General features: G+C 59.1%; 22 protein-coding genes. 13 read left to right on the forward strand and 9 right to left on the reverse strand.

What is annotated here, in order from left to right; translation table 11 throughout:
• Positions 1 to 53 precede the first annotated feature (53 nt).
• Positions 54 to 677, forward strand: coding sequence for a hypothetical protein (locus KQ940_RS16565; RefSeq protein WP_217414885.1), 624 nt, complete (start codon positions 54 to 56; stop codon positions 675 to 677).
• A complete protein-coding gene (locus KQ940_RS16570; RefSeq protein WP_217414886.1) occupies positions 670 to 2,031 on the forward strand; it encodes a S8 family serine peptidase in 1,362 nt (453 codons plus the stop codon). Before KQ940_RS16565 ends, KQ940_RS16570 begins: the two co-directional genes overlap by 8 nt.
• Here the strand turns inward: KQ940_RS16570 and KQ940_RS16575 are convergent.
• Positions 2,028 to 4,121 carry an ankyrin repeat domain-containing protein gene (locus KQ940_RS16575; protein ID WP_217414887.1) on the reverse strand — a complete coding sequence of 698 codons (2,094 nt, stop codon included), beginning with the start codon at positions 4,119 to 4,121 and terminating at the stop codon, positions 2,028 to 2,030. The genes KQ940_RS16570 and KQ940_RS16575 overlap by 4 nt on opposite strands.
• Positions 4,122 to 4,307: 186 nt before the next feature.
• Positions 4,308 to 5,441, reverse strand: a complete 1,134-nt coding sequence (locus tag KQ940_RS16580) for a hypothetical protein (RefSeq protein WP_217414888.1) — start codon at positions 5,439 to 5,441, stop codon at positions 4,308 to 4,310.
• Between the two features lie 241 nt (positions 5,442 to 5,682).
• On the opposite strand from KQ940_RS16580, the gene KQ940_RS16585 reads away from it, so the two are divergent.
• Entirely contained in the window at positions 5,683 to 6,573 is an 891-nt protein-coding gene (locus tag KQ940_RS16585) for a D-hexose-6-phosphate mutarotase (protein WP_217414889.1), read from the forward strand.
• A gap of 383 nt (positions 6,574 to 6,956) precedes the next feature.
• Positions 6,957 to 7,874, forward strand: a complete 918-nt coding sequence (thpD, locus tag KQ940_RS16590) for an ectoine hydroxylase (RefSeq protein WP_217414890.1) — start codon at positions 6,957 to 6,959, stop codon at positions 7,872 to 7,874.
• A 233-nt stretch (positions 7,875 to 8,107) separates the two neighbouring features.
• Here thpD and KQ940_RS16595 read toward each other — a convergent pair whose 3' ends face one another.
• Positions 8,108 to 9,601: a CoA-acylating methylmalonate-semialdehyde dehydrogenase gene (locus KQ940_RS16595; protein ID WP_343222673.1), complete on the reverse strand. Its 1,494-nt coding sequence runs from the start codon at positions 9,599 to 9,601 to the stop codon at positions 8,108 to 8,110.
• A gap of 52 nt (positions 9,602 to 9,653) precedes the next feature.
• Entirely contained in the window at positions 9,654 to 10,988 is a 1,335-nt protein-coding gene (gene aptA, locus KQ940_RS16600) for an omega-aminotransferase AptA (RefSeq protein ID WP_246590140.1), read from the reverse strand.
• Positions 10,989 to 11,121: 133 nt separating this feature from the next.
• Here aptA and KQ940_RS16605 point away from each other — a divergent pair, with 133 nt between their 5' ends.
• Positions 11,122 to 12,045 (forward strand): LysR family transcriptional regulator, encoded by a 924-nt coding sequence (locus tag KQ940_RS16605; RefSeq protein ID WP_217414894.1) that lies wholly within the window; start codon positions 11,122 to 11,124, stop codon positions 12,043 to 12,045.
• Positions 12,046 to 12,123: 78 nt separating this feature from the next.
• On the opposite strand, the gene KQ940_RS16610 is transcribed toward KQ940_RS16605, so the two are convergent.
• The 5 genes from KQ940_RS16610 to KQ940_RS16630 form a co-directional block, all read right to left on the reverse strand.
• Positions 12,124 to 12,573 (reverse strand): MarR family winged helix-turn-helix transcriptional regulator, encoded by a 450-nt coding sequence (locus KQ940_RS16610; protein WP_217414896.1) that lies wholly within the window; start codon positions 12,571 to 12,573, stop codon positions 12,124 to 12,126.
• A gap of 267 nt (positions 12,574 to 12,840) precedes the next feature.
• Positions 12,841 to 14,160, reverse strand: a complete 1,320-nt coding sequence (locus tag KQ940_RS16615; RefSeq protein WP_217414897.1) for a TRAP transporter large permease — start codon at positions 14,158 to 14,160, stop codon at positions 12,841 to 12,843.
• Positions 14,157 to 14,579 (reverse strand): TRAP transporter small permease, encoded by a 423-nt coding sequence (locus KQ940_RS16620; RefSeq protein WP_246590141.1) that lies wholly within the window; start codon positions 14,577 to 14,579, stop codon positions 14,157 to 14,159. The genes KQ940_RS16615 and KQ940_RS16620 overlap by 4 nt, the downstream gene beginning before the upstream one ends.
• 95 nt (positions 14,580 to 14,674) lie before the next feature.
• The gene (locus tag KQ940_RS16625) at positions 14,675 to 15,730 is read right to left on the reverse strand and encodes a TRAP transporter substrate-binding protein (RefSeq protein ID WP_217414899.1); all 1,056 of its coding nucleotides are present in this window, start codon (positions 15,728 to 15,730) and stop codon (positions 14,675 to 14,677) included.
• Between the two features lie 147 nt (positions 15,731 to 15,877).
• Positions 15,878 to 16,375 carry a MarR family winged helix-turn-helix transcriptional regulator gene (locus KQ940_RS16630; RefSeq protein ID WP_217414900.1) on the reverse strand — a complete coding sequence of 166 codons (498 nt, stop codon included), beginning with the start codon at positions 16,373 to 16,375 and terminating at the stop codon, positions 15,878 to 15,880.
• 268 nt (positions 16,376 to 16,643) lie between these two features.
• Here KQ940_RS16630 and KQ940_RS16635 point away from each other — a divergent pair, with 268 nt between their 5' ends.
• The 8 genes from KQ940_RS16635 to KQ940_RS16670 form a co-directional block, all read left to right on the forward strand.
• Complete coding sequence (locus KQ940_RS16635; protein WP_217414901.1) at positions 16,644 to 18,206, forward strand: acyl CoA:acetate/3-ketoacid CoA transferase; 1,563 nt, start codon at positions 16,644 to 16,646, stop codon at positions 18,204 to 18,206.
• Between the two features lie 45 nt (positions 18,207 to 18,251).
• Complete coding sequence (locus tag KQ940_RS16640; RefSeq protein ID WP_217414902.1) at positions 18,252 to 19,460, forward strand: thiolase family protein; 1,209 nt, start codon at positions 18,252 to 18,254, stop codon at positions 19,458 to 19,460.
• A 254-nt stretch (positions 19,461 to 19,714) separates the two neighbouring features.
• A complete protein-coding gene (locus KQ940_RS16645; RefSeq protein WP_217414904.1) occupies positions 19,715 to 20,476 on the forward strand; it encodes a crotonase/enoyl-CoA hydratase family protein in 762 nt (253 codons plus the stop codon).
• A gap of 26 nt (positions 20,477 to 20,502) precedes the next feature.
• Positions 20,503 to 21,270: a 3-hydroxyacyl-CoA dehydrogenase gene (locus KQ940_RS16650; RefSeq protein ID WP_217414905.1), complete on the forward strand. Its 768-nt coding sequence runs from the start codon at positions 20,503 to 20,505 to the stop codon at positions 21,268 to 21,270.
• Positions 21,271 to 21,284: 14 nt separating this feature from the next.
• Positions 21,285 to 23,066 (forward strand): acyl-CoA dehydrogenase family protein, encoded by a 1,782-nt coding sequence (locus KQ940_RS16655; protein WP_217414906.1) that lies wholly within the window; start codon positions 21,285 to 21,287, stop codon positions 23,064 to 23,066.
• Positions 23,067 to 23,161: 95 nt separating this feature from the next.
• Positions 23,162 to 25,015, forward strand: a complete 1,854-nt coding sequence (locus KQ940_RS16660) for a feruloyl-CoA synthase (protein ID WP_217414907.1) — start codon at positions 23,162 to 23,164, stop codon at positions 25,013 to 25,015.
• Between the two features lie 35 nt (positions 25,016 to 25,050).
• A complete protein-coding gene (locus KQ940_RS16665) occupies positions 25,051 to 25,488 on the forward strand; it encodes an acyl-CoA thioesterase (RefSeq protein WP_217414908.1) in 438 nt (145 codons plus the stop codon).
• A gap of 41 nt (positions 25,489 to 25,529) precedes the next feature.
• Positions 25,530 to 26,048: electron transfer flavoprotein subunit beta/FixA family protein (locus KQ940_RS16670; protein ID WP_217414909.1), on the forward strand; the 519-nt coding region annotated here is incomplete at its 3' end.

Raw genomic sequence — 26,048 nt, forward strand, 5'->3', positions numbered from 1 at the left:
ATTTCCGCTGAATACCGACCGAGTAGAAAGACAGGCTGAAGCGAGCAACGACAATGACCGATTCCAACAACGACGTAAACCTGATGGCGCTGCTGCCCTGGTATGTCAACGGTACACTGAGCGACGATGAACGCCTGGCCGTAGAGGCGTTGTTGCAACGCTCGGCGGAAGCCCGCGCTACGCTGGAAGTGCTGCAGACACTGCAGGCCGATATCAAGGCAGAACTGCAGGAACCGGCTCCCGGTGAACTGGGCTGGAAACGGCTGCAAAAGAGTATCCGCGGTCAATCGAACCAGACCCAGCTATCAAAAACACAGCGAGACCGCCCGATATTGAACCGGTTCCTCGCTGCCGCGGCGGTGCTCATCATTGCCCTGCAGGCGGGACTGCTGCTCAAGCCCCCTACCGACACCACTCCTCAGCTGTTGGGCACCAAGCCCGGTATCGAGCAGCTTGAGGGCGCCCAGCTTTACCGTCTGGTTATCGCACCCGATGCGACCTGGTCGGAGGTGGAAGCCCTGCTGCTAGGGCTGAATGCGCAGCTGGTGGAGGGACCTTCCGCCATGGGCGTCGTCACCATTGCCGTCAAGCCCCCGGAGGCGCAGGCCGCAACAGTGCTCGAGCAACTGAACGAGCACCCGGCGATCGAACATGCTCAGGCCGTATTGAATGAGTAACGCTTCGCAGAACGCTTGGCTACGCGCGCTGCTCATCATCGGCCTGCTCGGCAGCGCGCAGGGTTTTGCTGCGACGAACGCCCCGGATCGGCCGGAACTGGATCCGACAGGTGCTCCCAACAGTACCGAGCAGATCGGCAGCGCCCCCCGCCCCTCCTCCGAAACTTCAGCCGGTCGCCCCGGCGACGCCAGGGATCCAACGCATCGGACTCCTGATCCGGGCAGCACCCCGCCGGCGTTCGTACCCCGCGAGATGCAGCTGCTGGACCATCAACTGCCCAGCATACCGGGACGACCAGCCTCCGTGGCCAGTCGGGCAAGCGATCTTATCAAGTCCGAGATTCTGGTCAGTGCCAGCGATCTGGAAACGGCGAATCGTCAGCGCCAACAACTGGCCGCGCAAGATTTGCGGATCAAAAATCGCCAGATGCTCGGCGGGCTCGGGCTTGTGCTCAGCATCTACCGTGTACCTGACGACAAGGACCCGGATGTCCTGTTGGCCCAACTGCAACAGCAGTGGCCGGAGTGGGCCGCCGAGTTCAACCGGCGCTACCGCCTGCAAGGCAGTAGCGGACGCCAGTTTGCACGTCGAATGGTGGCGTTACCGGACACGACCGAATCCGGGGACGGTGTCAGGTTGGCGATGCTCGATGCGAAGGTGGATACCAGCCATCCTGCGCTCAGCCACAGCAAGCTGGAGCTGATCGATATCACCGGTCAAGACAACGCGCCGAGTCGCCACGGCACCGCCGTCGCGAGCCTGCTGGTGGGGCGAGATATGGTGGAAGGCGCCCTGCCTGAAGCCTCACTGCTGGCAATCAACATCTTTACCGACACCACCGACGACGGGCTGCAGACACGCACAGACATCTGGCTTCGCGGTCTGGATCGACTGATGCTTAACACCGAGCGGCCAAGTGTGGTCAATATGAGCTTCGGCGGCGGACGCAGCGAGCTCGTGGCCGCTGCTCTACACACCCTGCAGCGCAACGGTATCGACCTGGTTGCCGCTGCGGGCAACGACGGGCCGGACAGTTCGGCGATGTTTCCGGCCAACCAGCCGGGTGTCATTGCCGTCACCTCGGTCGATATGGACAAGCGCATCGCACGTCATGCTCCGCAGGATGAGGCGATCACACTGGCCGCTCCTGGGGTCGATATCTGGGCCGCCGACCTGAACGCACGGGGTTATTACGCCAGCGGAACCTCGTTCGCAACCCCCTGGGTCAGCGCCGCTCTCGCACTGGCCAAACAGCGCGGTGAAACACTTGAAACACTAATTCACAACGCTGAGGATCTCGGTGAACAGGGCCGCGATCCGGTATTTGGATATGGCTTGGTGCATCTACCTTAAATGCGATTTTCTACCGCTTCCAATTTGGCAATGATCTGGGGATCTGCCACTGACCTTGCCAAGGTCAGAGCCGATACTCCGTATTCGTTTTCAAGGTTTGGGTCACCGCCATACACGAGAAGAATTTCGATCATGTCGAGGCGCTGTAGAACGACTGCTTGCATCAGCGGAGACATCTCCGAACGCCCCATTACCAAGTTGGGATCGGCCCCTAACGTCAATGCCAGACTTAAAGCAGTGGTGGAATATTCACCAACAAGCGGATAGGCCAGAGACCCTGTATGCTCAAGCGCCGGCACGTCGATCAGTGTATTTACCACAAGCTTCTCAACTGCGCTCCGCCCAAGCTCACCCTTCATCATATCCGCAACAACCAACAGAAAATCCCCTCTCAGAGCTTGGGCTTTAATCACCGCCCTTTGAGCAGCTCCCGAGTCCTGATCCACCAATTCAGCCGCCGCCAGCAAGCCTTGCATGGAGTCGATATGGGGCTCGATACGCTTACGACAGCTTTTACAACGCTGAAGTAACGCCTCTATTCGGGCAGGATCACCTCCATATGCCACTAGCAGGCGGAGGTACTTACCTGTCGTGTACGAGTCATTAGGAAACCGGGACAGGGTTTCTTCAAATACGCTAAAGGCTTTATCGACCTCGCCCCGACTCAAATATAGGCCGGACAGTTTATTCAAACCTGCCTGTATGGGTCGGTCGTTATCATCTTCGGCGGAGGGGATGCTCAGATATTGACTGTACTCTGTTATCGCCTCTTCAACCCTGTTTTGATAGAGGAACATCAGTGCTCGATTGTAAGGTAACCATAAATTGTCCGTTCCCAACGCCTCGGCTTGGTTAAATGCAGCTTCCGCTTCTTCAAATTCGCGCTTCACTGCAAGCACGTAGCCCAGGAGTACGTAGGCGTCAGCATATTCAGAATCTACGGTTAAACCGGCACGAATCAGTTGTTCCGCTTTTGCCGCCGTCAGCAGTACCTCATCATTTACATACCCCTCACTAAAGGTTTGGGTGCGCATGAGATGTCGGGCCATCTCCAGATAGATAGGTACATAACTGTCATCCAGTTGCAGAGCCTCATCAAGCAACTGACGCGAGTATTCCATTTGTTTGTTACTGTTAATCAGATCTTTCGCTCTAGCGAGCAACTGCCGTGCGCGTGTTGCCGGTGACTGCAGTGGATAACCCAGGATTGCGAAAAACGCTTCATCCGTTTGTGCATCCAGAAGCGCTTCAATATTCGCCCAAAGCGCTTTCCCGCCCTTTAGAGGTGAATTTCCTATCTGTATCTGGCCGGCAACGGCTGGGTCATCAGAAAACGATACCGTTGCAAGCGGAAAATCATGCTGCTTCAATACCGCCAGCACCGCTTGCAACTGCTCGAACTGCACCCCCTCACCATATATAAGGCTACCAACACAGTTGGGGCATACGGCGAGCGACATATAGATCTTTTCTGGGGGGAACCCCTTGGCCGTCAACTGCTCCGCAAACTCTATATACCGAGGAACATTACGAAAAATAACAACTTGTGAGATCTGACTTAGCGCATCATCGACGTTGTCAGCGTCAAAGGTTGAGATAGCCTCTCGGGACGGCCAGTTGAGCTCGACTGGAAAAACTCTCTTGGCGTAGTTTTTGTCCTGTCGATAGGGATTGTACATTCGCCCCACCAGCTCATTGACCGTGTAGGCATCACGTTCACCGAAATGGCGATTCAGTAAGGTTACTCCTTCATGTATTCCGGACGAGGTCATCAGACCCACATTAGGCGTCCATGCACGGTGTTCTATCGCCAAGTAACCGCCTGTACGCCCGGAACTTTGCTGATAACGCACCTTGAACCGCGCTTCCCAAAAATTCACATCAATAAGTTCGATGCTCACTATATCGTCATCCAGAACATCAGCGCTGTTATTGCTCACCCCTGTTTCGGGAGAAACAACCATTGGCGCCTTGGTCGGAGCAGATGTTGCAGGCGCGAGGGGAAATGAGTGATACGCAATAACGACGCAGAGTAGCGCTAGAAGAAGTACAAGAATATAAAGCTTTACCCGCTCAGAGGAGATCGACATTCCAAATTCCTTTTGATTAATGCTCCGGCTATCGGGAATTTATAACATCATTGAATGCTCAGTCCTAACCCAATCGCAGGCTCATCTGCACCCAACTCCTTGATAGACAAGCAGTGGACCGCGCCCCTTCGAAAACAAGAATGGGCCGCAGGCCCATTCGTCAACTTATAAGTTGCTTTCACCGATTCAGTTTTTAGCCCTTGCCGGCGCCGGGGCCTGTTGCTGCAGGATACCGCCGTTCCCCGAAGTTGCCTTTATACCCACCATCGGTTTACAGGTTTGCTTCCACTGGTAACTGTCGACGAAGTCCCAATCTGTCCACGCATCATTCGGTTTGGCCTGGGTTTTCACATACATGTTGAAGGAGTAGTTCTGTGTGGTGTTCAGCGGCTGGCCATTGAGCTCCGCCTTGACCATGAAGTTGTGCAGCACATTCCCCCCGTTGTAGTCGAAACGCTGAGAGGTGTAGATCGGCTGGCCGTTACGCTTGATATGGATCTGCATCTTGCCCTTGCCCTGCGCGACCAACTGGCCCTGGAAGTTCACATCCTTGGGACACTGGCCGGAGTAATCACCCTGCAGGGAGATCAGCTGGCCGGCACTGATGGTAATGCCATACTGGCTCTCGATCTGGCCACTTCCCCCCAAGGGTACGGCGATCACCTTGACCGGTTTGGCGATCTGAGTGCCTCCGACCATCGCCTGGGGAGTGCCCTCGTACTCCACCATGAAGTCGGCCTGAACCTGCTTCACCGCATAGGCGGTGTCGCCATTGTTGTTGTGGGTGCACTTGGCAGCCAGGGTGACCGGGCGTTCAACTTTGAACAGCCGGGTTTTGGACAGGAAGGTCGCGTCGCTCATACCGCCCTGCTTCGCCTTCTGCAGCTCAGCCTCTACGGTTTTGACCGGATTGAAATAGTTTGCGGCGATGCTGTTGACCTGAATATCGAACACCAGTGGCGGCTCGGAGTTCGCTTCGACGATATCGCCCTTGACGTAAGAGGCGACATTGACCGTCCAGTCTGACAACCGGGCCTGCGACTTGTTCAGCGACGCGCCGGACGCGGTAACCGGCCCCAGGTAAAGTTCTGCGCCGGTGAAATGGTGACGCTTGCTGCAAAAAACACTGGCGCCTCCGAGCCCCATGGCGGCACTCGGCGTCATCAACGTGAGTTTGCCGTTGACCAGCTTCACCTTGTACTTGGTTTGCATCGCCTTATTGGCGCTGTAGTTGAAATTGATAGAGTCGACCGGGGCGGCACTTGCAGTGCCCGCGAGCATCATGCCCAAGACCGATGCGAGAAGCGTTTGAGTTTTCATGTTGTTCTCCTTTTCATTTGACGGCTTCCCCGTGGTCGTATGCTCTGACAAAACGGTTCAAAATTTTTTCCTCCAATATGAACTCAGATTATAGACTGCTTTAATAACCGCTTTACTCGACTGCGTCTGTGAGTAGACCTAAGAATCCAACCATCGCTATCGCCGTCGTTACGGCAGCGACTATGCTTTCAATCAAGTAGTCACACCGTACCCGATACGGTGACTGCACAATGAGGTATCTATGTTCGAACCCTTTACCCTACCCGATCGCGTGCGTTTCTATTCAGGACCCGGCCAACTGCCGCAATGCGAACTGACAGCTCCGTCCGGCCGGGTCGTATTGTGCCTGCAGGGGGCTCAGGTGTTGAGCTACGTTCCAACCGGACAGCCGGATCTGCTCTGGCTCAGTCCCAATGCACAGTTCGTACAGGGTAAGTCGATCCGCGGCGGCATTCCGGTCTGCTGGCCCTGGTTCGGCGACCACCCCGAGGACGCCAAGCTGCCGGCGCACGGTTTTGCCCGCAATGCATTGTGGGAGGTGCGTTCAAGCTTTGCCGGCGACGATACTACTCAGATCCAGTTGGGCCTCACCGATTCGGCAACCACCCGGTCACTCTGGCCGACACCCTTCGACCTGACCCTGGATATCGAGCTGGGACATACGCTCAAGCTGACCCTGACCACGCATAATACGGGACCGCACAGCATCGTCCTCACCGAGGCACTGCATACCTACTTCGCCGTCAGCGCTACCGACAGCATCCATATCGAAGGGCTCGCCGGGTGCCGCTATCACGACAAGCTGGAGGGCTTTGCGATCAAACCCCAGAGCGAGGAGTTGACGCCCACACCGCCACTGGACCGGGTTTACGATCATTCGGCCTCCGGCCTCAAGCTGCTGGATTATGGATTGAAGCGGGTGATTCAGATCGACAAGAGCGCCAGCGAATCCACTATCGTCTGGAACCCCGGAACAGAGGTTGCTGCCGGTATCGGCGATATCGGTGCCGAGCCCTCGCGCCACTATATCTGCATAGAATCGGGCAACGCTCTGGGCGGTGCGGTTTCCCTGGCCTCCGGCGCCAGCCATGTCCTGGTCATGGAACTTGCCTCCACCCCGCAGGAGGCGTGAACGCCTCCGTTTTTTGACTCGCGTGGTTCTATACTGGAGAATACCGCGCGAGTCATGAGGAGTTGAGTCACTTCATGATGACGGCCCAACGGGAGATGCCCGTCTTTTGACGGCAGCGCCCTTTTCAACAGGTTTTAGCCTGCTCTACCGATCTTCGGTATCTACTTCGGTGCTCCGAATGGGCGCCTGTCAGATTGATCCAGCCGTCCCAACTCCGCCACGGCGGCAGATAGCAACGCTTCCCGACAACATCGGGTTACCCGGATTAGCCGGAGCGCTATGTCGCCGCATGATACTCGTCACAACACCCGACAATCCACGCACCCCAACAAACCCGTGACACAAGGGTCAGCTACCGGTGCACGAACGAAAGGAGGAGTGAAATGAGTACGCAAACGGATCTCTATCCGTCGCGAGATATTGAAAAACCACTGCTGATCGAGCGTCAGGATCCGGTGCTCTACAACAAGTCTGGCCTGGGTCCGATCAGCGATACGCTGCTGCGCCAGTATGAGCGCGACGGTTACCTGTTACTGCCGGAGGTGTTCAGCCGATCCGAGGTGAACGGGTTTCTGGCCGAGCTGGAACGGATGCAACAGGATCAGGCGCTGTTGGCCAGCGAAGCGGCGATTACTGAGCCGGCCAGCAACGCATTGCGCTCGGTATTTCAGATCCACCGGAATAACACACTGTTCAGCCAGGTTGCCGCCGATCGACGCATCGCCGATATCGCCCGTTTTATTCTCGATGATGAGGTCTATATCCACCAGTCACGGCTAAACTTCAAACCCGGCTTCACCGGCAAGGAGTTCTACTGGCACTCCGATTTCGAGACCTGGCACGCTGAAGATGGTATGCCGCGCATGCGAGCCCTGAGCGCCTCTATCCTGCTGACCGACAACTCCGAGTTCAACGGTGCGCTGATGGTGATGCCCGGCTCACAACGCGAGTTTATCGGCTGTGTCGGTAAAACCCCGGAAGACTACTACCGTGACTCGCTGAAGGCGCAAACCATCGGCACACCGGATAGCGAAACGCTGACCCGTTTCCAGCACCGCTATGGCCTGCGCTCAACGGCGGCCAAAGCCGGATCGGTATTGCTGTTCGACTGCAACCTGATGCACGGATCCAACTCCAACATCAGCGCCAGCCCGCGCAGCAACCTGTTCTTCGTCTACAACGCCGTCAGCAACCGGGTCGTGGCACCGTTCAACGGCAATAAACCGCGTCCGGAGTTTCTGGCCACGCGGGAGACTTTCGCACCGTTGCTCTCGCCGGAACCGCATAAAAAGGCGGGGTAAGACCGGCGGGATACCGTACATCCTGTCATACCCCGCTCCAGCGCATCCATGCGCCCGCGGGGTACCGTACATCCTGTACATAACGGAAAAGGGGACCCGAAGGTCCCCTGTCCAGAAGTTACGAAGGACCGCTGACGCGATCTTGTTCGCAGTTGCAGTATACCGCCTTTTCAACAGCCGATCAGTAGAGCCCTCAGCTCGGAAGAGGAGCCCTCAGCTCGAAAAAGGAGCCCTCAGCTCGGGAAGGAGTAGGTCACCCCCTCCCGCACGCCGCTGGAAGGCCAGCGCTGGGTGATCGTCTTACGGCGGGTGTAGAAACGGATCGCATCCGGACCGTAGGCACTCAGGTCGCCGAACAGGGAGCGCTTCCAGCCACCGAAGCTGTGGTAGGAGACCGGTACCGGCAGCGGCACGTTAACACCCACCATGCCAACCAGGATCTGATCGCAGAAATAGCGTGCCGCCTCACCGTCGCGGGTGAAGATACAGGTACCGTTGCCATATTCATGACGATTGATCATGTCGATCGCCTGCTGCAGGCTATCGACGCGCACCACCACCAGCACCGGGCCGAAGATCTCGTCGGTGTAGATGGTCATGTTTTCGGTCACGCGATCAAACAGCGTGGCGCCGACGAAGAAGCCGTTTTCGTGCCCCGGCACGACAATGTCGCGTCCGTCCACCACCAGCTCCGCGCCCTGCTCGACGCCCGCATCTATGTAACCCTTGACCCGGTCACGTGCCTGAGCAGTGATCAGCGGCCCCATTTCGTTGCTGTTATCAAGACCGGAACCCACTTTCAGACCCGCGATCTTGTCCTTCAGTGAGGCCACCAGTTTGTCGGCGATCTCATCACCCACGGTTACCGCCACGGAGATCGCCATGCAGCGCTCGCCACAGGAACCGTAGGCTGCGCCCATCAGTGCGTTGACGGCGTTGTCCAGATCCGCATCCGGCATCAGCACCGAGTGGTTCTTGGCGCCGCCGAGCGCCTGGCAGCGTTTGCCGTTGGCCGCGGCCTGTTCGGAGATGTAGTGTGCAATCGGGGTGGAACCGACGAAGCTGACCGCCTGAACAGTCTGAGACTGCAGCAGTGTATCAACCGCTTCCTTGTCGCCATTGACCACGTTCAACACACCCGCCGGCAAGCCGGCTTCCATCGCCAGTTGCGCGATCATCAGCGCACTGGAGGGGTCGCGCTCGGAGGGCTTGAGCACGAAGGTGTTGCCGCACATGATCGCCGCCGGCCACATCCACAGCGGCACCATGGCCGGGAAGTTGAACGGGGTGATACCGGCAACCACGCCCAGCGGCTGGAACTCGCTCCAGCTGTCGATCGCCGGACCGACATTCTTGCTGTGTTCACCCTTGAGCAGTTGCGGGATACCGCAGGCAAACTCCACGTTTTCGATACCACGCTGCAGCTCGCCGGCGGCATCGTGCAGCACCTTGCCGTGTTCGCGGCTGATCGCCTGGCAGATCTCGTCGGCTTTCTGCTCCAGCAGCATCTTGAAGCGGAACATCACCTGGGCACGCTTGGCCGGGGGGGTGTTGCGCCATGCCGGGTAGGCCGCCTGGGCGTTGGCGATCGCCTGCTCGACGGTGGCCACGCTGGCCAGCTCCACCTCGCCACAGACTTCGCCGGTGGAGGGGTTGTAGATCGGCTGGGTACGGCCCTGGGTCAGGACGTTTTCGCCCCCGATAAAGTGTCCAACTGTCTGAGTCACAGCGGTGTCTCCTGTCATTCTTTTACTCTAATTCAACTCTAAGCCGACCCGATCAGTCGGCGCTGTTCAGCGCATCACCGAGGATGTTGATGATCTGGTCGATCTGCTCCGGCTCGATGATGAACGGCAAGCCCAGCTGCAGGGTGTCACCGCCGTAACGGACATACAGCCCCTTGCTCCAGCACGCCATCGCAATCTCCCAGGGCCGGCGGGCCGGTTCACCCGGCTTGCTGGCGATGGTCAGGCCAGCGGCGAAGCCGTAGTTGCGGATATCGGTGACATGCTTGCAGCCCTTCAGGCTGTGCACCTTCTCCTCGAAGATCGGTGACATCTCGGCAACCCGCGGTATCAGCTGATCCCGTTCCAGCAGCTCCAGCGCTGCCAGAGCCGCCGCGCAAGCCACCGGGTGACCGGAGTAGGTGTAACCGTGCGGCAGCTCCACGTTGTAGTGGGCACCGCCCGCTTCCATGAAGGTGTCATGGATCTCGTCCTTGACGATCACCGCCCCCATCGGGATGGCACCGTTGGTGATCTGCTTGGCCACGTTGATCATGTCCGGCACCACACCGAAGGCGTCGGCACCGAACATGGCACCGGCGCGGCCGAAGCCGGTGATCACCTCGTCGAAAATCAGCAGGATACGGTGCTTGTCACAGATCTCGCGCAGGCGCTTCAGATAGCCCACCGGCGGGATGATGACACCGGCCGAGCCGGAGAACGGCTCGACGATGACCGCGGCGATATTGGAGGCGTCATGCAGCGCCACCAGATCCTCGAGTTCATTGGCCAGATCGGCGCCCTGCTCCGGCATCCCCTTGGTGAACGCCATCTCCGGACGCCAGGTGTGGTTCAGGTGATCCGACTCCATCGCCTGGCCCCAGAGCTTGCGGTTGCCGCCGATGCCGCCGAAGCTGATGCCGCCCCAGCTGGCACCGTGATAGCCCTTGGCGCGGCCGATGATACGGGTTTTGGTCGCCTCCCCCTTCTGCCGCCAGTAGGCACGGGCGATCTTGGTCGAGGTGTCGGCGGACTCGGAACCGGAGTTGGTGAAGAACACCTTGTTCATCCCCTCCGGGGCCAGCGAGGCAACCTTCTCCGCCAGTTGAAACGCCAGCGGGTGGCCGTACTGGAACGCCGGGGCGTAATCCAGCGTCCGTAGCTGTTTCGCTACCGCTTCGGCGATCTCCGGGCGGTTATGTCCGGCACCGCAGGTCCACAGACCCGACAGGCCGTCGAGGATCCTGCGCCCCTCGGCATCGATCAGGTAGGCGCCCTCAGCGCTGGTGATAATGCGGGGGTTGGCCTTGAACTCGCGGTTGGAGGTGTAAGGCATCCAGTAGGCATCGAGCTGAGCCTGGGTCAGCCCGGCGGATTCGGCTTGGTTCATCGCAGTACTCATTCAATCAAATGTTGATGTTGTTGAGCTTGGTTGCGATGCACTTTAGGCCAGGCACTATGTTTGATAAATTACAATTAATCGAAACTTACTTGCATTTTTATGAAACTAAAACGGGGGCCATATGCGCGCACTGCTGGGTAATCTGTCCGACGCCGATATCCGTCTGCTGCGGGTGTTCATGGCGGTGGTCGAAGCCGGCGGACTGAGCGCCGCCGAGCTGGAGTTGAACATTGGCCGCTCCACCATCAGCCGCCACCTGAAGGATCTGGAGATCCGCCTTGGGCTGACCCTGTGCCGACGCGGTCGGGGCGGCTTCTCGATGACCCAGGAGGGGGTACAGATCTATGAATACGCCCAGCGCCTGATCACCTCCATTGAGGACTTCCGTCACCAGGTCAATGATATGCACCGCACGCTGCAGGGCCAGCTGTCGATCGCCATGTTCGATAAAACCGTCAGCAACCCGGAGTGCCATGTACCCGATGCGATCGCCACCTTTACCGCCAGTGCACCGGAGGTGCAGATCGATATCCACGTGGTGCCGGTCAACCAGATTGAAAAAGGGGTACTGGATGGACGCTACCATGTGGGTATCATTCCGACCCACCGCCCCTCCTCCAGCCTCAAATATATTCCGCTGTTTGGCGAAAACATGCACCTTTACTGCGGCAAGGGGCACCCCCTGTTCGACCATGCAGCGACCGCCACCAGCGACGAGATACGCGCTCAGCGCTACGCCGGGTTGAGCTTCCACAGCCCAAACATGGAGACCGGACGCAAGCACGGCCTGGAGAAAAGTGCGGTCGCCAACGACCAGGAGGGGATCGCCACACTGATCCGATCAGGGGCCTATATCGGCTATTTGCCCGATCATTATGCCGCCCCGTTCGTGGCCTTGGGCGACATGCGCCAGATCGAGCAGAGCCGGTTCGACTATTATTGCGAGTTCGCCGCACTGTACCGCAAGTCGCCCTCGCCGACCCGATTGGTGCGCCGCTTCCTCGACGCCCTGCAAAAGAGTCACGGCAGAGAAGATATCGACTGACTACAAGCGACAGGTTGTAACGGATACCCGGGCCAGTACCGCTACAACCAAGACAAAAGGAGAGGCTTTGTCTTGAGGCTAGGAAGAGAAGCGTGAGAGGATCTCGAGCAGCAACTCTTTTTCACCAGGCTGCAAACGCTCACACAACTTATCCTCATGTGCCGCTACGCGATCCACCAGCTTCTGGTAGAACTGCTGGCCATGCTCGGTTAGATAGAGCGCATAGGAGCGCCGATCCTTTTTCGAGGGCCGGCGCTCGATCAGATCCAGCTTCTCCAAACGGTCGACCGCCGCCACCATGGCGGAACGATCGTTGCCCAGCGCCTGGGCAACCGCGGTTTGCGTGAGACCCGGATTCTCCTTGGCGATCACCAGCACACCGAACAGGCCCGGACTGACGCCCAGGTCGGAGCAGGCGGTCGAGAAGTTGTTGAAAAATGTGAGCTGTGCACGCCTTAGACGGTAACCAAGCATCTCGCCAAGAACGCCGAAACTGATTTCGTCCGCTGGTCCTGTAGAACCGTCCATCAAACCTCCACCGCCAGAAAAGGCAAAAAAACACTATATTTAAAAACTAAACAATTAGAATTTTAAACATATAATTTTTTCATACAACCCTATTTGTTTACTGCAAGCCTCCCTGCGCCCGCGGGGTACCGTACATCCTGCCATCCCCGCTCCTGCGCATCCCTGCGCCCGCGGGGTACCGTACATCCTGTACATAAAAATAGGGGAGCACGAAGGCTCCCCAAAGGCGACACAAGGCTTGTTGCAAAGGTTTGACCCGAGACTGGCTTATCCCAGCAGGTGTACCAGCGCCAGTGTTATCGACGGGAAGGCCACCAGTAGCCCGACACGGACGATATCCGACATCAGGAAGGGCACCACCCCGCGGAAGCACTCGCCCAGGGTCAGTGAGTTGTCGAACGACTTGATGATAAAGACGTTCATCCCCACCGGCGGCGTGATCAAACCGACCTCAACCACGACCAGGGCCAAAATTCCGAACCAGATACCCACATCGTCCGCCGGGAAACCGAAATCCATGGCGATGATCATCGGGAAGTAGATAGGAATGGTCAGCAGGATCATCGCCAGGCTATCCAGGAAGCAGCCCATCACCAGGTAGGTGAGCAACATCAGGATCAGCACGGTGTAGGGCGACCAGCCGGAGTTCTCGATAAACTCGACACCCGCCGCCGGCAGCTGTGACAGCGCAATAAACACACTGAACAGGTCGGCACCGAACACGATGAAGAAGATCATCGCGCTGGAGATCGCGGTACGGATCATCGCCTCGCGGAAATCGGCTAACTTCATGCGACCATGGGTAAACGCCAGTATTGCGGTCAGCACCACACCGACAGCAGCCGCTTCATTCGGGGTGAAGAAGCCGAGGTAGATACCACCAAGCACGATCAAGAAGATCAGCGTGATATGCCAGACATCCTTGGTGGAGCGGATCTTCGCGCTCCAGCTGGTTTTCTCACCGCACGGTCCCGCCTTGGGGAACAGCCTGACGTAGATCGCGATGGCCAGCATGTAGCCAAACGCGGCCAGAAAGCCCGGCACAAAAGCGGCGATGAACATCTTGGCGATATTCTGCTCGGTCAACACCGCAAAGATGATCAACACCATCGACGGCGGAATCAGAATACCCAGCGTGCCACCGGCCGCCAGCGACCCGGCCGAGAGTCCGCCGGCGTAGTTCAGCCGTTTCATCTCCGGCAGGGCCACCTTGCCCATGGTCGAGGCGGTTGCCAGGGAGGAGCCACAGATCGCGCCGAACGCTGCGCATCCGGCCACGGCGGCCATCGCCAGGCCACCTTTCATCTGGCCGATCCAGGTGTTGCAGGTGCGGAACAGCTCGGCGGTGATCCCCGCCCGCGTCGCCAGTTCGCCCATCAGGATAAACAGCGGCACGACGGACAGATCATAGGTGGAAAATTTGTCGACCGGTGCGGTGCCAAGATACTCCAGCAGCGACGGCATACCGGCAAGCAGGGTGTAGCCCAGCGCACCGCAGCCAAGCATCGACAGCGCGATCGGGATGCGAATCCCCATCAGCACCAGCAGCAGTGCCATCATAGCGAAAGCCAGTTGAACATCACTCATCGCACCAGCCTCCGGAACAGATAGATATACAAGTTATTCAGACTGCACAGACCCATCACGACCAGTGACAGAATGCCCACGGCGTATACCCACCACAGCGGCAGCTCAAGGATCATCGACTGCTCCATGTAATCGTATGCCTCCAGGCCGCTGAGGCTCATCCGCCACACCAGTACAACCGCCACCAGGGTAAACAGCAGGTCACTTATCGCTTCCAGGCGCCTGATCGTGACCAATCGGCAATGGGCCGTGAACAGATCGACCACCACATGCCCCTGCTTCACGTAACACTCGGGTAGGAACAGAAAAACAGCTATACCCAACCCGGCTTCAACGAGTTCGTAATCACCCTCCACAGAGACGCCGATAGTGCTTCGACCGATGATGCTGACAACGGTCATGAAGGCCAGTGCTAGCATGATGAAACCTCCCGCCAATGCGAACTGGCGGGATAACCATGCCAACCCCCTGCCGACAGCCGTCTGGCAAGTAGATTGATCCAGGTTCATGGCGCTCAGGATTCCCCGTTGAGTTTCGCGTATTTGCTGATCAGCTCATTGGCCTCGTCGTACAGACGCTGACCATCGTAGCCTTCAGAGGTCATGTCCTGAATCCAGGCATCGGTGATCGGTTGCATCGCCTGCTTCCACGCATCGCGCTCGCTGTCGGGCAGGGTGTAGAAAGTGTTGCCCTGCTTCACCGCCGCATCGCGACCGATCTTCTCGCCCTCGTCGAACAGCTCTCCGATATGGCCGGCCAATTCGATACCGGAGTTGTCGTCGATCACCTTCTGCAGGTCCGCCGGCAGCGACTCGTAGGCATCCTTGTTCATGGTGAACAGGAAGGTGTTGACGTACAGACCACGCTCGCCCTTGATCTCGGTGTGGTATTTGACCAGCTCGTGGATCTTAAGCGGCGCCACCACCTCGAACGGCAGAACGGCGATATCGAGGACGCCTTTGGAGAGTGCGCTCGGCATCTGCGTCACCGGCATGAATACCGGGTTGGCATCGAATACGGAGAACGCATCCGCCATTACCTTGTTCGGCGCGCGCAGTTTGGTGCCATCGATATCCGCAGCGGTCTTGATCTGTTTGTCGCGGGAGTTCAGAGAGCCCGGCGAATGGGTGTGTACAGCCAGCAGGTGGACATCTTTCAGCTCATCCGCCATCTCTTTCTCGGCGAACTCCTGCATCGCCATGCTGGTGGTTTTGGCACTGGCCGGCATGAACGGCAGTTCGAACACGGTGGAGATGGGGAAACGGCCTGGCGTATAGCCGGTAACGGTCCAGGTGATATCGGCTATGCCCTTGCGCGCCTGATCGAACAGCTGGGGCGGCTTGCCGCCGAGCTGCATGGCGGGATAGACATCGATATGGATGCGGCCGCCCGAGTCTTGTTCAACCTTCTCGGCCCAGGGGGTCAGGAACTTGGCATGTGCCGTCGACATCGGCGGCAACATATGGTGCAGCTTGAAAGTAAATTCCGGATCAGCCGCCCAGCTGCCAGTGGAGAGAGTAACCCCTGCGACCGACAGTGACACAGCTGCTACGAGAGTTTTTATACGCATATTCAGCACCTTGTTATTGTTTTATCGGATAGGTAACGCCTGCAGTCAGTGGCTGTTGGGAGTCCGCCGCTCACTTGCTGGTAATATTTATGGCACATATTGTTTACCAGAACAACATATGTCGCTATCAATTTTTTACTTTTCCCACTACTCGTTCTGCACTCGGCTCTCGCCGCTGTTTGCAGCCAGGCGCTTGAGCATGTCGACGAACTGCCGATGCTCCTGTGGCGACAGCACGGCGAAGAAATCTCGATTATGTTCAAGCGCCCGTTCGCGAACCTGTGCCTGGAAGGTTTTGCCCTGAGCCGTCATGTAAAGCGCCTTCGATCTGCGGTCCACCGGCGAGGGGCGGCGCTCGATGAGCCCCCGCTTTTCCAGCCGATCGATAATCGCAACCATCGCCGAACGATCGTTGCCCATGGCGTTGGCGACCAGCGTCTGGGTCAGGCCGGGATTGCGATCAACAATCTCCAGCACCCCGAACAGGCCAGGCGTCATCTCGAACTCATCGAAAAAGAAATGTCTTACGTTGCGGTAGGTGTTGATCTGCGCCGAGCGCAACCAGTATCCGGTCAGTTCATGCAGCGTGCCGAAATCGATCTCGGCCACCTCCTGCTTCCTCTGTTCATCAGTAACCACGGCCATACCCATTGTCTTCAGTCGTCGATTTATTCTTATCCACTTTAAATAACACACCACAACTGTATATCACCACAACTTTTATAATTACCATCAATTATCCCTAATCTGGAACCGCGTCAGCGGCCTGGGCCGGTGCAGTGCAAATAAATTCATTGTCATTACTGTTGATATGCTAAACAATTAAATATATAAACCAACAATCAAAGACAGCTAACCGCCCCAACCTGCCACGGCTGTCCCTGTCCCAGAGAATAAAAGGGTGTACACATCGATGAGCAAAGTGATTACCGCAGACCAGGCTGCCGCCTTGATCAAGGATGGCGATACCGTTGCCTGGACCACCATCGGCATGTCCTACTTCGCCGAAGAGATTGCCAAGTCGCTGGAAAAGCGTTTTGTCGAAACCGGTTCACCCCAAGGCATCACCCCGGTGCATGACTGTGGCTGCGGCGATGGCAAGGATGCGGGCATGTCGCACCTGGCCTACCCCGGCCTGGTCAAACGCCTGATCTCCGGACATACCGGCCAGGCACCGAAGATGGCGCAGATGGTGGCCGACAACCTGATTGAAGCCTACCTGCTGCCTCAGGGTGTACTGGCGACACTCTGGCGACAGATCGCCGGACACAAGCCGGGGGTTATCACCAAGGTTGGCATGGGCACCTTTGTCGATCCGCGCATCTCCGGCGGCAAGGTCACCGACAAGACCACCGAGGATCTGGTCAAACTGATCGAGATCGAGAACGAGGAGTGGCTGCTGTACAAGAGTTTCCCGGTGGATGTGGCGATCATCCGCGCCACCACTGCCGATGAGAACGGCAACCTCACCGTCGAGGAGGAGGCGCAGATCAGCGAAGCGCTGCCGATGGCACAGGCGGCCCACAATACCGGCGGCATCGTGATCGCCCAGGTCAAATACCTGGCCGAGGCACACTCCCTGCATCCGAAACAGGTCAAAATTCCGGGTGCGCTGGTCGACTACGTGGTCGTCGCGCAGCCGGAAAACCACATGCAGACCATCACCACCCTGTACAACCCGGCCCTGGCCGGCAACACGCGCGCACCGCTGGGCGCCATCCCGCCGATGCCGTTCAGCGAGCGCAAGCTGATCGCCCGTCGCGCCGCCATGGAGCTTCGTCCGAATACCCTGGTTAACCTGGGCATTGGCGTACCCGACGGTATCGCTTCGGTAGCCGCCGAAGAGGGGGTGGTCAAGCAGTTCACCCTGACCACCGAGCTCGGCACCTACGGCGGCATCCCCGCCTCCGGCGGTGACTTCGGCGCGGCCTGGAATGCCGATGCGATCATCGACCATCACGCCCAGTTCGACTTCTACGACGGTGGCGGTCTCGATATCGCCTTCCTCGGCCTGGCGCAGGCCGACACCAGGGGTAACCTGAACGTGAGCAAATTCGGCCCCAAGGTGGTCGGCCCCGGTGGCTTCATCAATATCACCCAGAGCGCCAAAAAGGTGGTGTTCTGCGGCACGCTGACCGCCGGTGCCAAGCTGGAGTTCAGCGAAAACGGCGTCAAGGTATTGCAGGAGGGCAAGGCCAAGAAGTTCGTCGAAGCGGTGGACCAGATCACCTTCAGTGGCGATATCGCCCGCCAGAATGGCCAGCCGGTGGTCTATGTCACCGAGCGCGCGGTGTTTGAACTGCGTGACGAGGGCATAACCCTGATCGAGATCGCACCGGGGCTGGATCTTGAGCGCGATGTGCTCGCGGCGATGGATTTCCGTCCGCAGATCGCCGACGACCTGCGCGAGATGCCGATCGAGCTGTTCCAGCAGAGCTGGGGCGGCCTGAAACAGATCATGAACGCCGACCAGTAACCGGTCAAAACAGACAACAACTGATAACCGAGGGAGAAACACCCCATGTCCCTGAACAATGTAGAGATCCCTTACGGTGCCTACTGGTCGACCCCATTTACCAAATGGCAGGGCAGCCTGCAGCACCTGCACGCGATGAAGTTCGCCGCCTGGGTGGCGAAGAGCGAACTTGCCAAGCGTGATATCGACCCGACCCTCTTCGACTCCGGTGTATTGGGCATGACCAACGCCCAGTACCAGTCGTTCTACGGCGCCCCCCTGCCCCTGTATGAGCTGGGCGCAGTGAACACACCCGGTCACATGCTGAGCCAAGTGTGCGCCACCGGTGCACGCGGCCTGTTCGCCGCCGCCTCGGAAGTCGCCCTTGGCATGGCTGAAACCTCACTACTGCTGACTGCCGACCGCTGCTCCAACGGCGCCCATATCTACTACCCGGCACCCAACGGGCCGGGCGGTTATGGTCAGTCCGAAGACCAGGTGACCTACAACATGATGAACGACGCCATCGCCGGTCACTCGATGATCCAGACCAGCGAAAACGTGGCGAAAAAATTCGATATCACCCGGGAGGAGCTGGATGTCGTAGCCCTGCGCCGCTTCGAGCAGTACCAGGATGCGCTGAAGGATGATCAGGCGTTCCAGAAGCGCTACATGACCCTGCCCTTCAGCGTGCCCAACGCCGCGTTCAGGAAGGAGGCCTGTGTCCTGACCGGCGACGAGGGGGTGTTCCCGACCACCGCCGACGGGCTGGCCAAACTCAATCCGGTTATCGAAGGCGGTGTCACCACCTTCGGCAACATGACCCATCCGGCCGATGGCAACGCCTCGGTGATCCTCGCCACCGCGGACAAGGCGCGCGAGCTGAGTCGTGACAGCGCCATCCGCATCAACCTCTGCGGTTTCGGCCAGTCGCGCACCGAGCTCGCCCATATGCCGGCGGCGCCGATCGGGGCCGCTGCCAATGCGCTGAAGATGGCCGGCATCGACTACAACCGGGTCAAGGCGATCAAGACCCACAACCCCTTTGCCGTCAACGATGTCGCCTTTGCCAAAGCCACCGGTGTCGACGTGATGCAGATGAACAACTACGGCAGTTCGATGATCTGGGGCCATCCGCAGGGCCCGACCGGCATGCGTGCCGTGATCGAACTGATCGAGGAGCTGGTGCTGATCGGCGGCGGCTACGGCCTGTTCACCGGCTGTGCCGGTGGCGACCAGGGCATGGCGGTGGTGATCCGCGTCAGCGAACGTTAATCGGTCAAGGCACAGGCAGGCGTCCGCACGCCTGTGCCATCTCGCGCCCGACCTGCCGGCGTCTGGCTAAGACGTACCTCCAGATCCCATTGCACGAACCGCCAGACGAAAAACAACTTCACAAATAATTTGCAAATATATTTGTTGTAATATACAACTATTAAAAATCAAACAAGATTGGATAGCGAGCATGCGCCGCCCAGACGGGCCTCTTTCCATGCTCGGCTCTCAAGATAACAAGAGGCAGACCTACGATGAGTGAATACCGCCACCTGACCTTCTCTGTAGAGGATGGCATCGGCTACCTGACCCTGAACCGTCCGGAGAAGAAGAACGCGATCAACGATGCACTCTGCCTGGAGATCGAGGATGTATTTCGCGCTCTGCCCTCCGACTTGAATGTTATCGTCCTGTCAGGCAACGGCCCCGAGTTCTGCTCCGGCCTCGATCTGTCCGAACACACCGCACGGGAGCCGTTCGAAGTGGTGCAGCATTCCCGCATGTGGCACCGGGTGTTCAGCCATATCCGCAACTCCGGTGTGCCTGTGGTCGCGGCGATGCACGGTGCGGTGATCGGTGGCGGTCTTGAGTTGGCAAGTTGCGCCCATGTCCGTGTATCCGACGAAACCACCTTCTACCGCCTGCCCGAGGGTCGCCACGGCATCTTCGTCGGCGGCGGCGCTTCAGTGAACGTGGCCAGGGTAATCGGCGCCGGACGGATGACCGAAATGATGCTGACCGGGCGTACCCTGAACGCCGAAGAGGGTGAGCGTCTGGGCCTGGCCCACTATGTCGTCGCCAAGGGCAAGGCGTATGAGAAAGCGTGCGAGCTGGCCGCCACCATCGCAACCAACTCCCGTTACTCCAACTGGGCGATGACCACCGGTTTGAACCGCATCGACAACATGTCGTCGGACGACGGCCTCTACACCGAGTCGCTGATCGCGGGGATGACCCAGACCAGCGGCGAAGTGAAAGAGCGCATCGACGCCTTCCTGAACCGTAAAAAGAAGTAAGCCGGCAGCCAAACGGGAGATAACAGATGAATTTCGAAAACAACCACTTTGTCGTTACCGGTGCCGCTTCAGGTATCGGCGAGGCGGTCGCCCGCCGTCTGCACGGTCTTGGCGCCCGCGTCACCCTGGCTGACGTGAACGCCGAGCGTGGTGAGCAGGTCGCAGCATCCCTGGGCGAAAATGCGCAGTTCTGCACCACCGACATCAGCGACGAACAGTCGGTGCAGAACAGTATCGACACTGCCATCGACCGTTTCGGCCCGATCAGCGGCCTGGTCAACTGTGCCGGTATTCCGGGCGCCGAACGCGTAATCGGTCGTGAGGGCCCGCACCGCCTGGCGAGCTTCGAGCGCGCCCTGCGCGTAAACCTGCTCGGCACCTTCAACATGATCCGTATCTGCGCCGACAGGATGCAGCACAATGAACCCGGCGTGGACAACGAGCGCGGCGTGATCATCAACACCGCCTCCGTGGCCGCCTTCGACGGTCAGATCGGCCAGGCCGCCTACTCCGCCTCCAAGGGCGGCGTCTGTGCCATGACCCTGCCGATCGCCCGCGAGCTGGCCCGCTTCGGCATCCGTGTGCTGACCATCGCACCGGGCATCTTCAAGACCCCGATGATGGATGTGCTGCCGCCGGAGGTTCAGCAATCACTCGGCGCCTCCGTCCCCTTCCCGCAGCGCCTGGGTGACCCGGATGAGTTTGCCGCGCTGGCCCAGCACATCATCGAGAACCGCATGCTCAACGGCGAAGTGATCCGCCTCGACGGCGGCATTCGTATGGCCGCCAAGTAATCTCGAGGTACCGCATGAGTCTCTATCAGGCCCCCCTGAAAGATATGCAGCTTCTGGTTCAGCAGGCGATCGCCAAGGCGGGTCTTCGCGACCTGCCGGAGCTGGCCGAGTTCGATGACGAGCTGGTCGCCGCGGTACTGGAGGAAGCCAGCAAGTTCGCCCAGGGCGAGCTGGCACCGCTGAACCAGAGCGGTGATGTGGAAGGCTGCCACTTCGATAACGGCGAGGTGAGAACCCCTAAAGGCTGGAAAGAGGCCTACCGGCAATTCTGCGAGGCAGGCTGGATGGGGTTGGCGCTGCCGACCGATTTCGGCGGCCAGTCGCTGCCCAAGTTCATCGCTCAACCGGTCAACGAGATGTGGCTGTCGGCCAACCTGGCGTTCGTCATGTTTCACGCGCTGACCCAGGGCGGCAGCGAAATTCTGCTGCACATGGGTAGCGAGGAGCAGAAGGCGCGCTACCTGGAACCGATCATCAGTGGGCAGTGGACCGTGGCGATGTCGCTGACCGAACCCAATGCCGGCTCCGATCTGGGCTCACTGAGCACCAAGGCGATCCCCCAGGGCGATGGCCGCTACCTGATCAAGGGGCAGAAGATCTTCATCACCTACGGTGAGCACGATCTGGCCGAGAACATTATCCACCTGGTACTGGCACGCACACCGGATGCACCGGCCGGCAGCCGCGGCATCTCTCTGTTTGCCGTGCCCAAGGTACGGATCAACGCCGACGGCTCTCTGGGTGAGGCCAACGACGTGGTCTGCACCGGCATCGAGCACAAGACCGGTCTGCACGGCAGCCCGACCTGCTCGATCAGCTACGGCGATCAGGATGACTGTTTCGGCGAGCTGATCGGCGAGGAAAACCGAGGCCTGGCCGCCATGTTCATCCTGATGAACGAAGCCCGTCTCAGCTCGGGCCTGCAGGGTGTCGCCTTCGGCGAGGTCGGTTTCCAACGTGCGCTTGAGTATTCACTCGAACGTACCCAGGGCAGCGACTACCAGACCGGCAAGCAGCGGGTGAAGATTGCACAACACCCGGACGTGGCCCGCATGCTGCTGTCGATCCGCTCCGAGGTGATGGGGCTGCGCTCGCTGGGTTACCTGATCGCGGCGCTGATCGACAAGTCCGAGTTCACACTGGATGCTGGCGAGCGCACAACGCTGCAGGCCCGTGTGGCACTGCTGACGCCGATCTTCAAGGCTTTCGCCACCGAGTGCGGTAATCGGATGACCGGCACCACGATTCAGATCTTCGGCGGCATGGGCTTCATCGAGGAGACTGGCGTCGCCCAACTGATGCGCGATGCCCGCATCAATACCATCTATGAAGGCACCACCGGTATTCAGGCCCGCGATCTGCTGTTCCGCAAGATCCAGGGCGATGGCGGCGAAGCGATCGGCGCTCTGCTGGCCGAGATCAGCAGTCAGGCCGACACACTGCAACGCGATGAGGCGCTGAGCGCGCTGGGCCGGGCGCTAGGCAGTGCCTGCTCCGCGGTCGCACAGAGTCTGCCCGGCATCCTCGATCGCGACTCAGCCAACCTGCTGCAGCTCAGCGCCGGTGCGGTTCCACTGCTCGAAGCCCTGGGTACCCTGTGCTGCGCCTGGCAGCTGGCGGAACTCGCCCAACTGGCGCAATCCCGACTCCGCGAAGGTCAGGATCCCGACTACTACAGCAACCTGCTGGCGTTGACGCGGTTCTATTTCGCATTTTCGGTTCCCAATATCCCTGCCCGTCTGGCAACCTTCAGTCAGGCCGATTCGGGTGTTGAACAGTATCGATTTGAGGTCTGAGCCCCAGCCGGGGACAGACGGCAGAACAACAAAAACACACAGGATCGCCAGTCGGGACAACTAGAAAAAGTCGACTGGCGAGGGAGAAGCCCGACATGTTAGCTGACTTTCATTCGATAAACGTCACCAAGCTCGAAGTCGAGATCGAGAAGCGCGACAACGGCGAGCAGATCGTACGCTGCAAAAAGCCGCTGGATCCCTACGCCGAAACCTGGATCGACCGTCTGGAGTACTGGGCCGGTGAGGCGCCGGATCGCGTCTTCGTCGCGCAGCGTTCCGAAGATGGACACTGGGATGAGATCACCTACAGCCAGGCCCTGGCCAAGGTTCGCGCCATTGCCACCTGGCTACTGAAGCAGGAGCTCAGCACCGAGCGCCCGCTGGTCTGCCTCTCCGGCAACAGCAACGAACATCTGCTGCTCGCCCTGGCCGCGATGTATATCGGTGTACCCTACGCGCCGATCTCCACCGCCTATTCGCTGATCTCCACCGATTTCGGCAAGCTGCGCCACGTGTTCGAGCTGCTAACCCCCGGTCTGGTGTTCGTCGATAATCTGGGCCCCTACCGCGATGCCATCGATACCGTTGCCGGCGGTCTGCCGCTGGTGGCGCTGTCCACCGATCACGGCGACGACAACCTGAACAATCCGGTGACCCGGTTCAACGAACTGCTCGGCACCGAGCCGAACGCGGATACGGATCGCGCCCGCGCCATGATCAACGGCGATACCATCGCCAAGTTCATGTTCACCTCCGGCTCCACCGGCATGCCCAAGGCGGTGATCATCAACCAGCGCATGATGTGCGCCAACCAGGTGATGATCAACGGCATGATGGCGTTCCTGAAGGAGGAGCCGCCGGTGCTGGTCGACTGGCTGCCCTGGAACCACACCTTCGGCGGTAACCACAACGTCGGCATCGTGCTCTACAACGGCGGCAGTCTCTACATCGACCACGGCAAACCGACCGAACGTGCCTTCGATATCACCCTGAACAACCTGGCCGATGTGGCACCGACCGTGTACCTCAACGTACCCAGCGGTTACGAGTTGCTGGTCAAGCGTCTGCGCGAGCGTCCCGATATCGCGAAAACCTTTTTCTCCCGCTTGAAGCTGACGCTGTTTGCCGCCGCCGGTCTCTCCCAGCATATCTGGGATGAGCTGGACGCATTGGCGATCGAGTACACCGGCAAGAAGATCCCGATGATCACTGGCCTGGGTGCCACCGAAACCGCGCCGTCCGCCCTGTTCGCCTCGATCGAGGAGTCCGCCTCGGGCGTGGTCGGCACCCCGCTGCCGGGAGTCGAGATGAAGCTGGTACCCAATGGTGACAAGCTGGAGGCGCGTATCCGCGGCGTCAACGTCACCCCCGGATACTGGCGTGCACCGGAGCAGACCGCCAAGGCGTATGACGAAGAGGGCTTCTACTGCCTCGGTGATGCAGTCAAATATATCGACCCCGAGCAGCCCAACCGCGGCTTCCGTTTCGACGGCCGGGTGTCGGAAGACTTCAAGCTCAACACCGGCACCTGGGTCAGCGTCGGTGCGCTCAAGGCGCATATCATCCACTTCTTCGCGCCCTACGTGCAGGACGTGGTGATCGCCGGACACGATAACAGCTATGTATCCGCCATCGTGATCCCGGATCTGGACCACTGCCGCACCCTGGTACCGAACAGTGCGGAGATGTCGACGCCGGAACTGCTGCGCGCTCCGCATCTGCGGGAGACCTTCCAGCGCTTGCTGGACGAGATGGCCAAGACCAGCACCGGCAGCTCAACCAAGATCTGCCGTATGCGGCTGATGGACGAGCCACTCTCCATCGACCTGGGCGAGGTGACCGACAAAAACTCCATCAACCAGCGCGCGGTACTGAAGAACAGGGCCGAGCTGGTTAAGGACCTCTATAGCGAACAGCCCTCTGCGGATGTGCTGATACTGGGCAGCTAAGGCAGCTTGATAAGGTCAGGCAAGAGGCAGGCAGTATGCTGGTCAGCGAACGCAAGGTGATGATCGAGTGGGGTGACTGCGATCCCGCGGGGATCGTGTTCTACCCGCGCTATTTCGCGTTCTTCGATGCATCCACCGGACACCTGTTCCGCACCGCTGGGCTGGAGAAATTCGACCTGCACGAGCGTTATGACATCGTCGGCTTTCCGATGGTGGATACCCGGGCGAAGTTCAGCATCCCCTCGCGCTATGGCGAGGAGGTGCAGATCAAGACTCAGGCGACCGGATTCGGCAAAAGCAGCTTTAACATCCATCACCAACTGTTCAAAGCGGACGGCCAACTGGCCATCGAGTGTTGGGAAACCCGGGTCTGGTTGGGACAACATCCGGACAAGGCAAAGCCGAAGCCGATCCCGCGGGAGGTGATCGCGCTGTTATCCGGCACCGATTCAAACACTATAAAAAACAATTAATAACGAACAGATTTGCAGTCTTTTTTTGGGGGTAATGTCAGATGAAAGTGCTGGTAAGCGTCAAACGCGTCATCGACTACAACGTCAAGGTGCGCGTCAAGGCCGATAACTCCGATGTGGACCTGGCCAACGTCAAGATGGCCCTGAACCCCTTCTGCGAGATCGCTGTCGAGGAGGCGATCCGCCTCAAAGAGGCCGGTGTCGCCAGCGAGGTGGTGGTCGTGTCCATCGGTCCGAAAGCGGTGCAGGAGCAACTACGCACGGCGCTGGCGCTCGGCGCCGACCGTGCCATCCAGATCGACACCGAGGCGATGCCGGAACCGCTGAACCTGGCCAAGCTGCTGGCCAAGGTAGTGGAAGCGGAGCAACCGGGCTTGATCATCCTCGGCAAGCAGTCGATCGACTCCGACAACAACCAGACCGGGCAGATGCTGGCCGCATTGACCGGCCGCCCCCAGGGCACCTTCGCCTCTGCGGTCAGGGTCGAAGGCGACAAGGCTGTGGTTACCCGCGAGGTGGACGGCGGCCTGCGTACCGTCGAGCTGGCGCTGCCCGCCATC

It is taken from the genome of Marinobacterium ramblicola, from assembly GCF_019084545.1.
GTDB lineage: Bacteria > Pseudomonadota > Gammaproteobacteria > Pseudomonadales > Balneatricaceae > Marinobacterium_D > Marinobacterium_D ramblicola.

What these genes read in the sequence shown, in the direction of transcription:
- KQ940_RS16650 (WP_217414905.1), top strand. Translation starts at nt 20,503, where the DNA reads ATGAATTTCGAAAACAACCACTTTGTCGTTACCGGTGCCGCTTCAGGT.
- thpD (WP_217414890.1), top strand. Translation starts at nt 6,957, where the DNA reads ATGAGTACGCAAACGGATCTCTATCCGTCGCGAGATATTGAAAAACCA.
- KQ940_RS16625 (WP_217414899.1), bottom strand. Translation starts at nt 15,730, where the DNA reads ATGCGTATAAAAACTCTCGTAGCAGCTGTGTCACTGTCGGTCGCAGGG.
- KQ940_RS16630 (WP_217414900.1), bottom strand. Translation starts at nt 16,375, where the DNA reads ATGGCCGTGGTTACTGATGAACAGAGGAAGCAGGAGGTGGCCGAGATC.
- KQ940_RS16615 (WP_217414897.1), bottom strand. Translation starts at nt 14,160, where the DNA reads ATGAGTGATGTTCAACTGGCTTTCGCTATGATGGCACTGCTGCTGGTG.
- KQ940_RS16570 (WP_217414886.1), top strand. Translation starts at nt 670, where the DNA reads ATGAGTAACGCTTCGCAGAACGCTTGGCTACGCGCGCTGCTCATCATC.
- KQ940_RS16665 (WP_217414908.1), top strand. Translation starts at nt 25,051, where the DNA reads ATGCTGGTCAGCGAACGCAAGGTGATGATCGAGTGGGGTGACTGCGAT.
- KQ940_RS16645 (WP_217414904.1), top strand. Translation starts at nt 19,715, where the DNA reads ATGAGTGAATACCGCCACCTGACCTTCTCTGTAGAGGATGGCATCGGC.
- KQ940_RS16620 (WP_246590141.1), bottom strand. Translation starts at nt 14,579, where the DNA reads ATGCTAGCACTGGCCTTCATGACCGTTGTCAGCATCATCGGTCGAAGC.
- KQ940_RS16635 (WP_217414901.1), top strand. Translation starts at nt 16,644, where the DNA reads ATGAGCAAAGTGATTACCGCAGACCAGGCTGCCGCCTTGATCAAGGAT.
- KQ940_RS16575 (WP_217414887.1), bottom strand. Translation starts at nt 4,121, where the DNA reads ATGTCGATCTCCTCTGAGCGGGTAAAGCTTTATATTCTTGTACTTCTT.
- KQ940_RS16580 (WP_217414888.1), bottom strand. Translation starts at nt 5,441, where the DNA reads ATGAAAACTCAAACGCTTCTCGCATCGGTCTTGGGCATGATGCTCGCG.
- KQ940_RS16655 (WP_217414906.1), top strand. Translation starts at nt 21,285, where the DNA reads ATGAGTCTCTATCAGGCCCCCCTGAAAGATATGCAGCTTCTGGTTCAG.
- aptA (WP_246590140.1), bottom strand. Translation starts at nt 10,988, where the DNA reads ATGAACCAAGCCGAATCCGCCGGGCTGACCCAGGCTCAGCTCGATGCC.
- KQ940_RS16610 (WP_217414896.1), bottom strand. Translation starts at nt 12,573, where the DNA reads ATGGACGGTTCTACAGGACCAGCGGACGAAATCAGTTTCGGCGTTCTT.
- KQ940_RS16565 (WP_217414885.1), top strand. Translation starts at nt 54, where the DNA reads ATGACCGATTCCAACAACGACGTAAACCTGATGGCGCTGCTGCCCTGG.
- KQ940_RS16660 (WP_217414907.1), top strand. Translation starts at nt 23,162, where the DNA reads ATGTTAGCTGACTTTCATTCGATAAACGTCACCAAGCTCGAAGTCGAG.
- KQ940_RS16605 (WP_217414894.1), top strand. Translation starts at nt 11,122, where the DNA reads ATGCGCGCACTGCTGGGTAATCTGTCCGACGCCGATATCCGTCTGCTG.
- KQ940_RS16585 (WP_217414889.1), top strand. Translation starts at nt 5,683, where the DNA reads ATGTTCGAACCCTTTACCCTACCCGATCGCGTGCGTTTCTATTCAGGA.
- KQ940_RS16640 (WP_217414902.1), top strand. Translation starts at nt 18,252, where the DNA reads ATGTCCCTGAACAATGTAGAGATCCCTTACGGTGCCTACTGGTCGACC.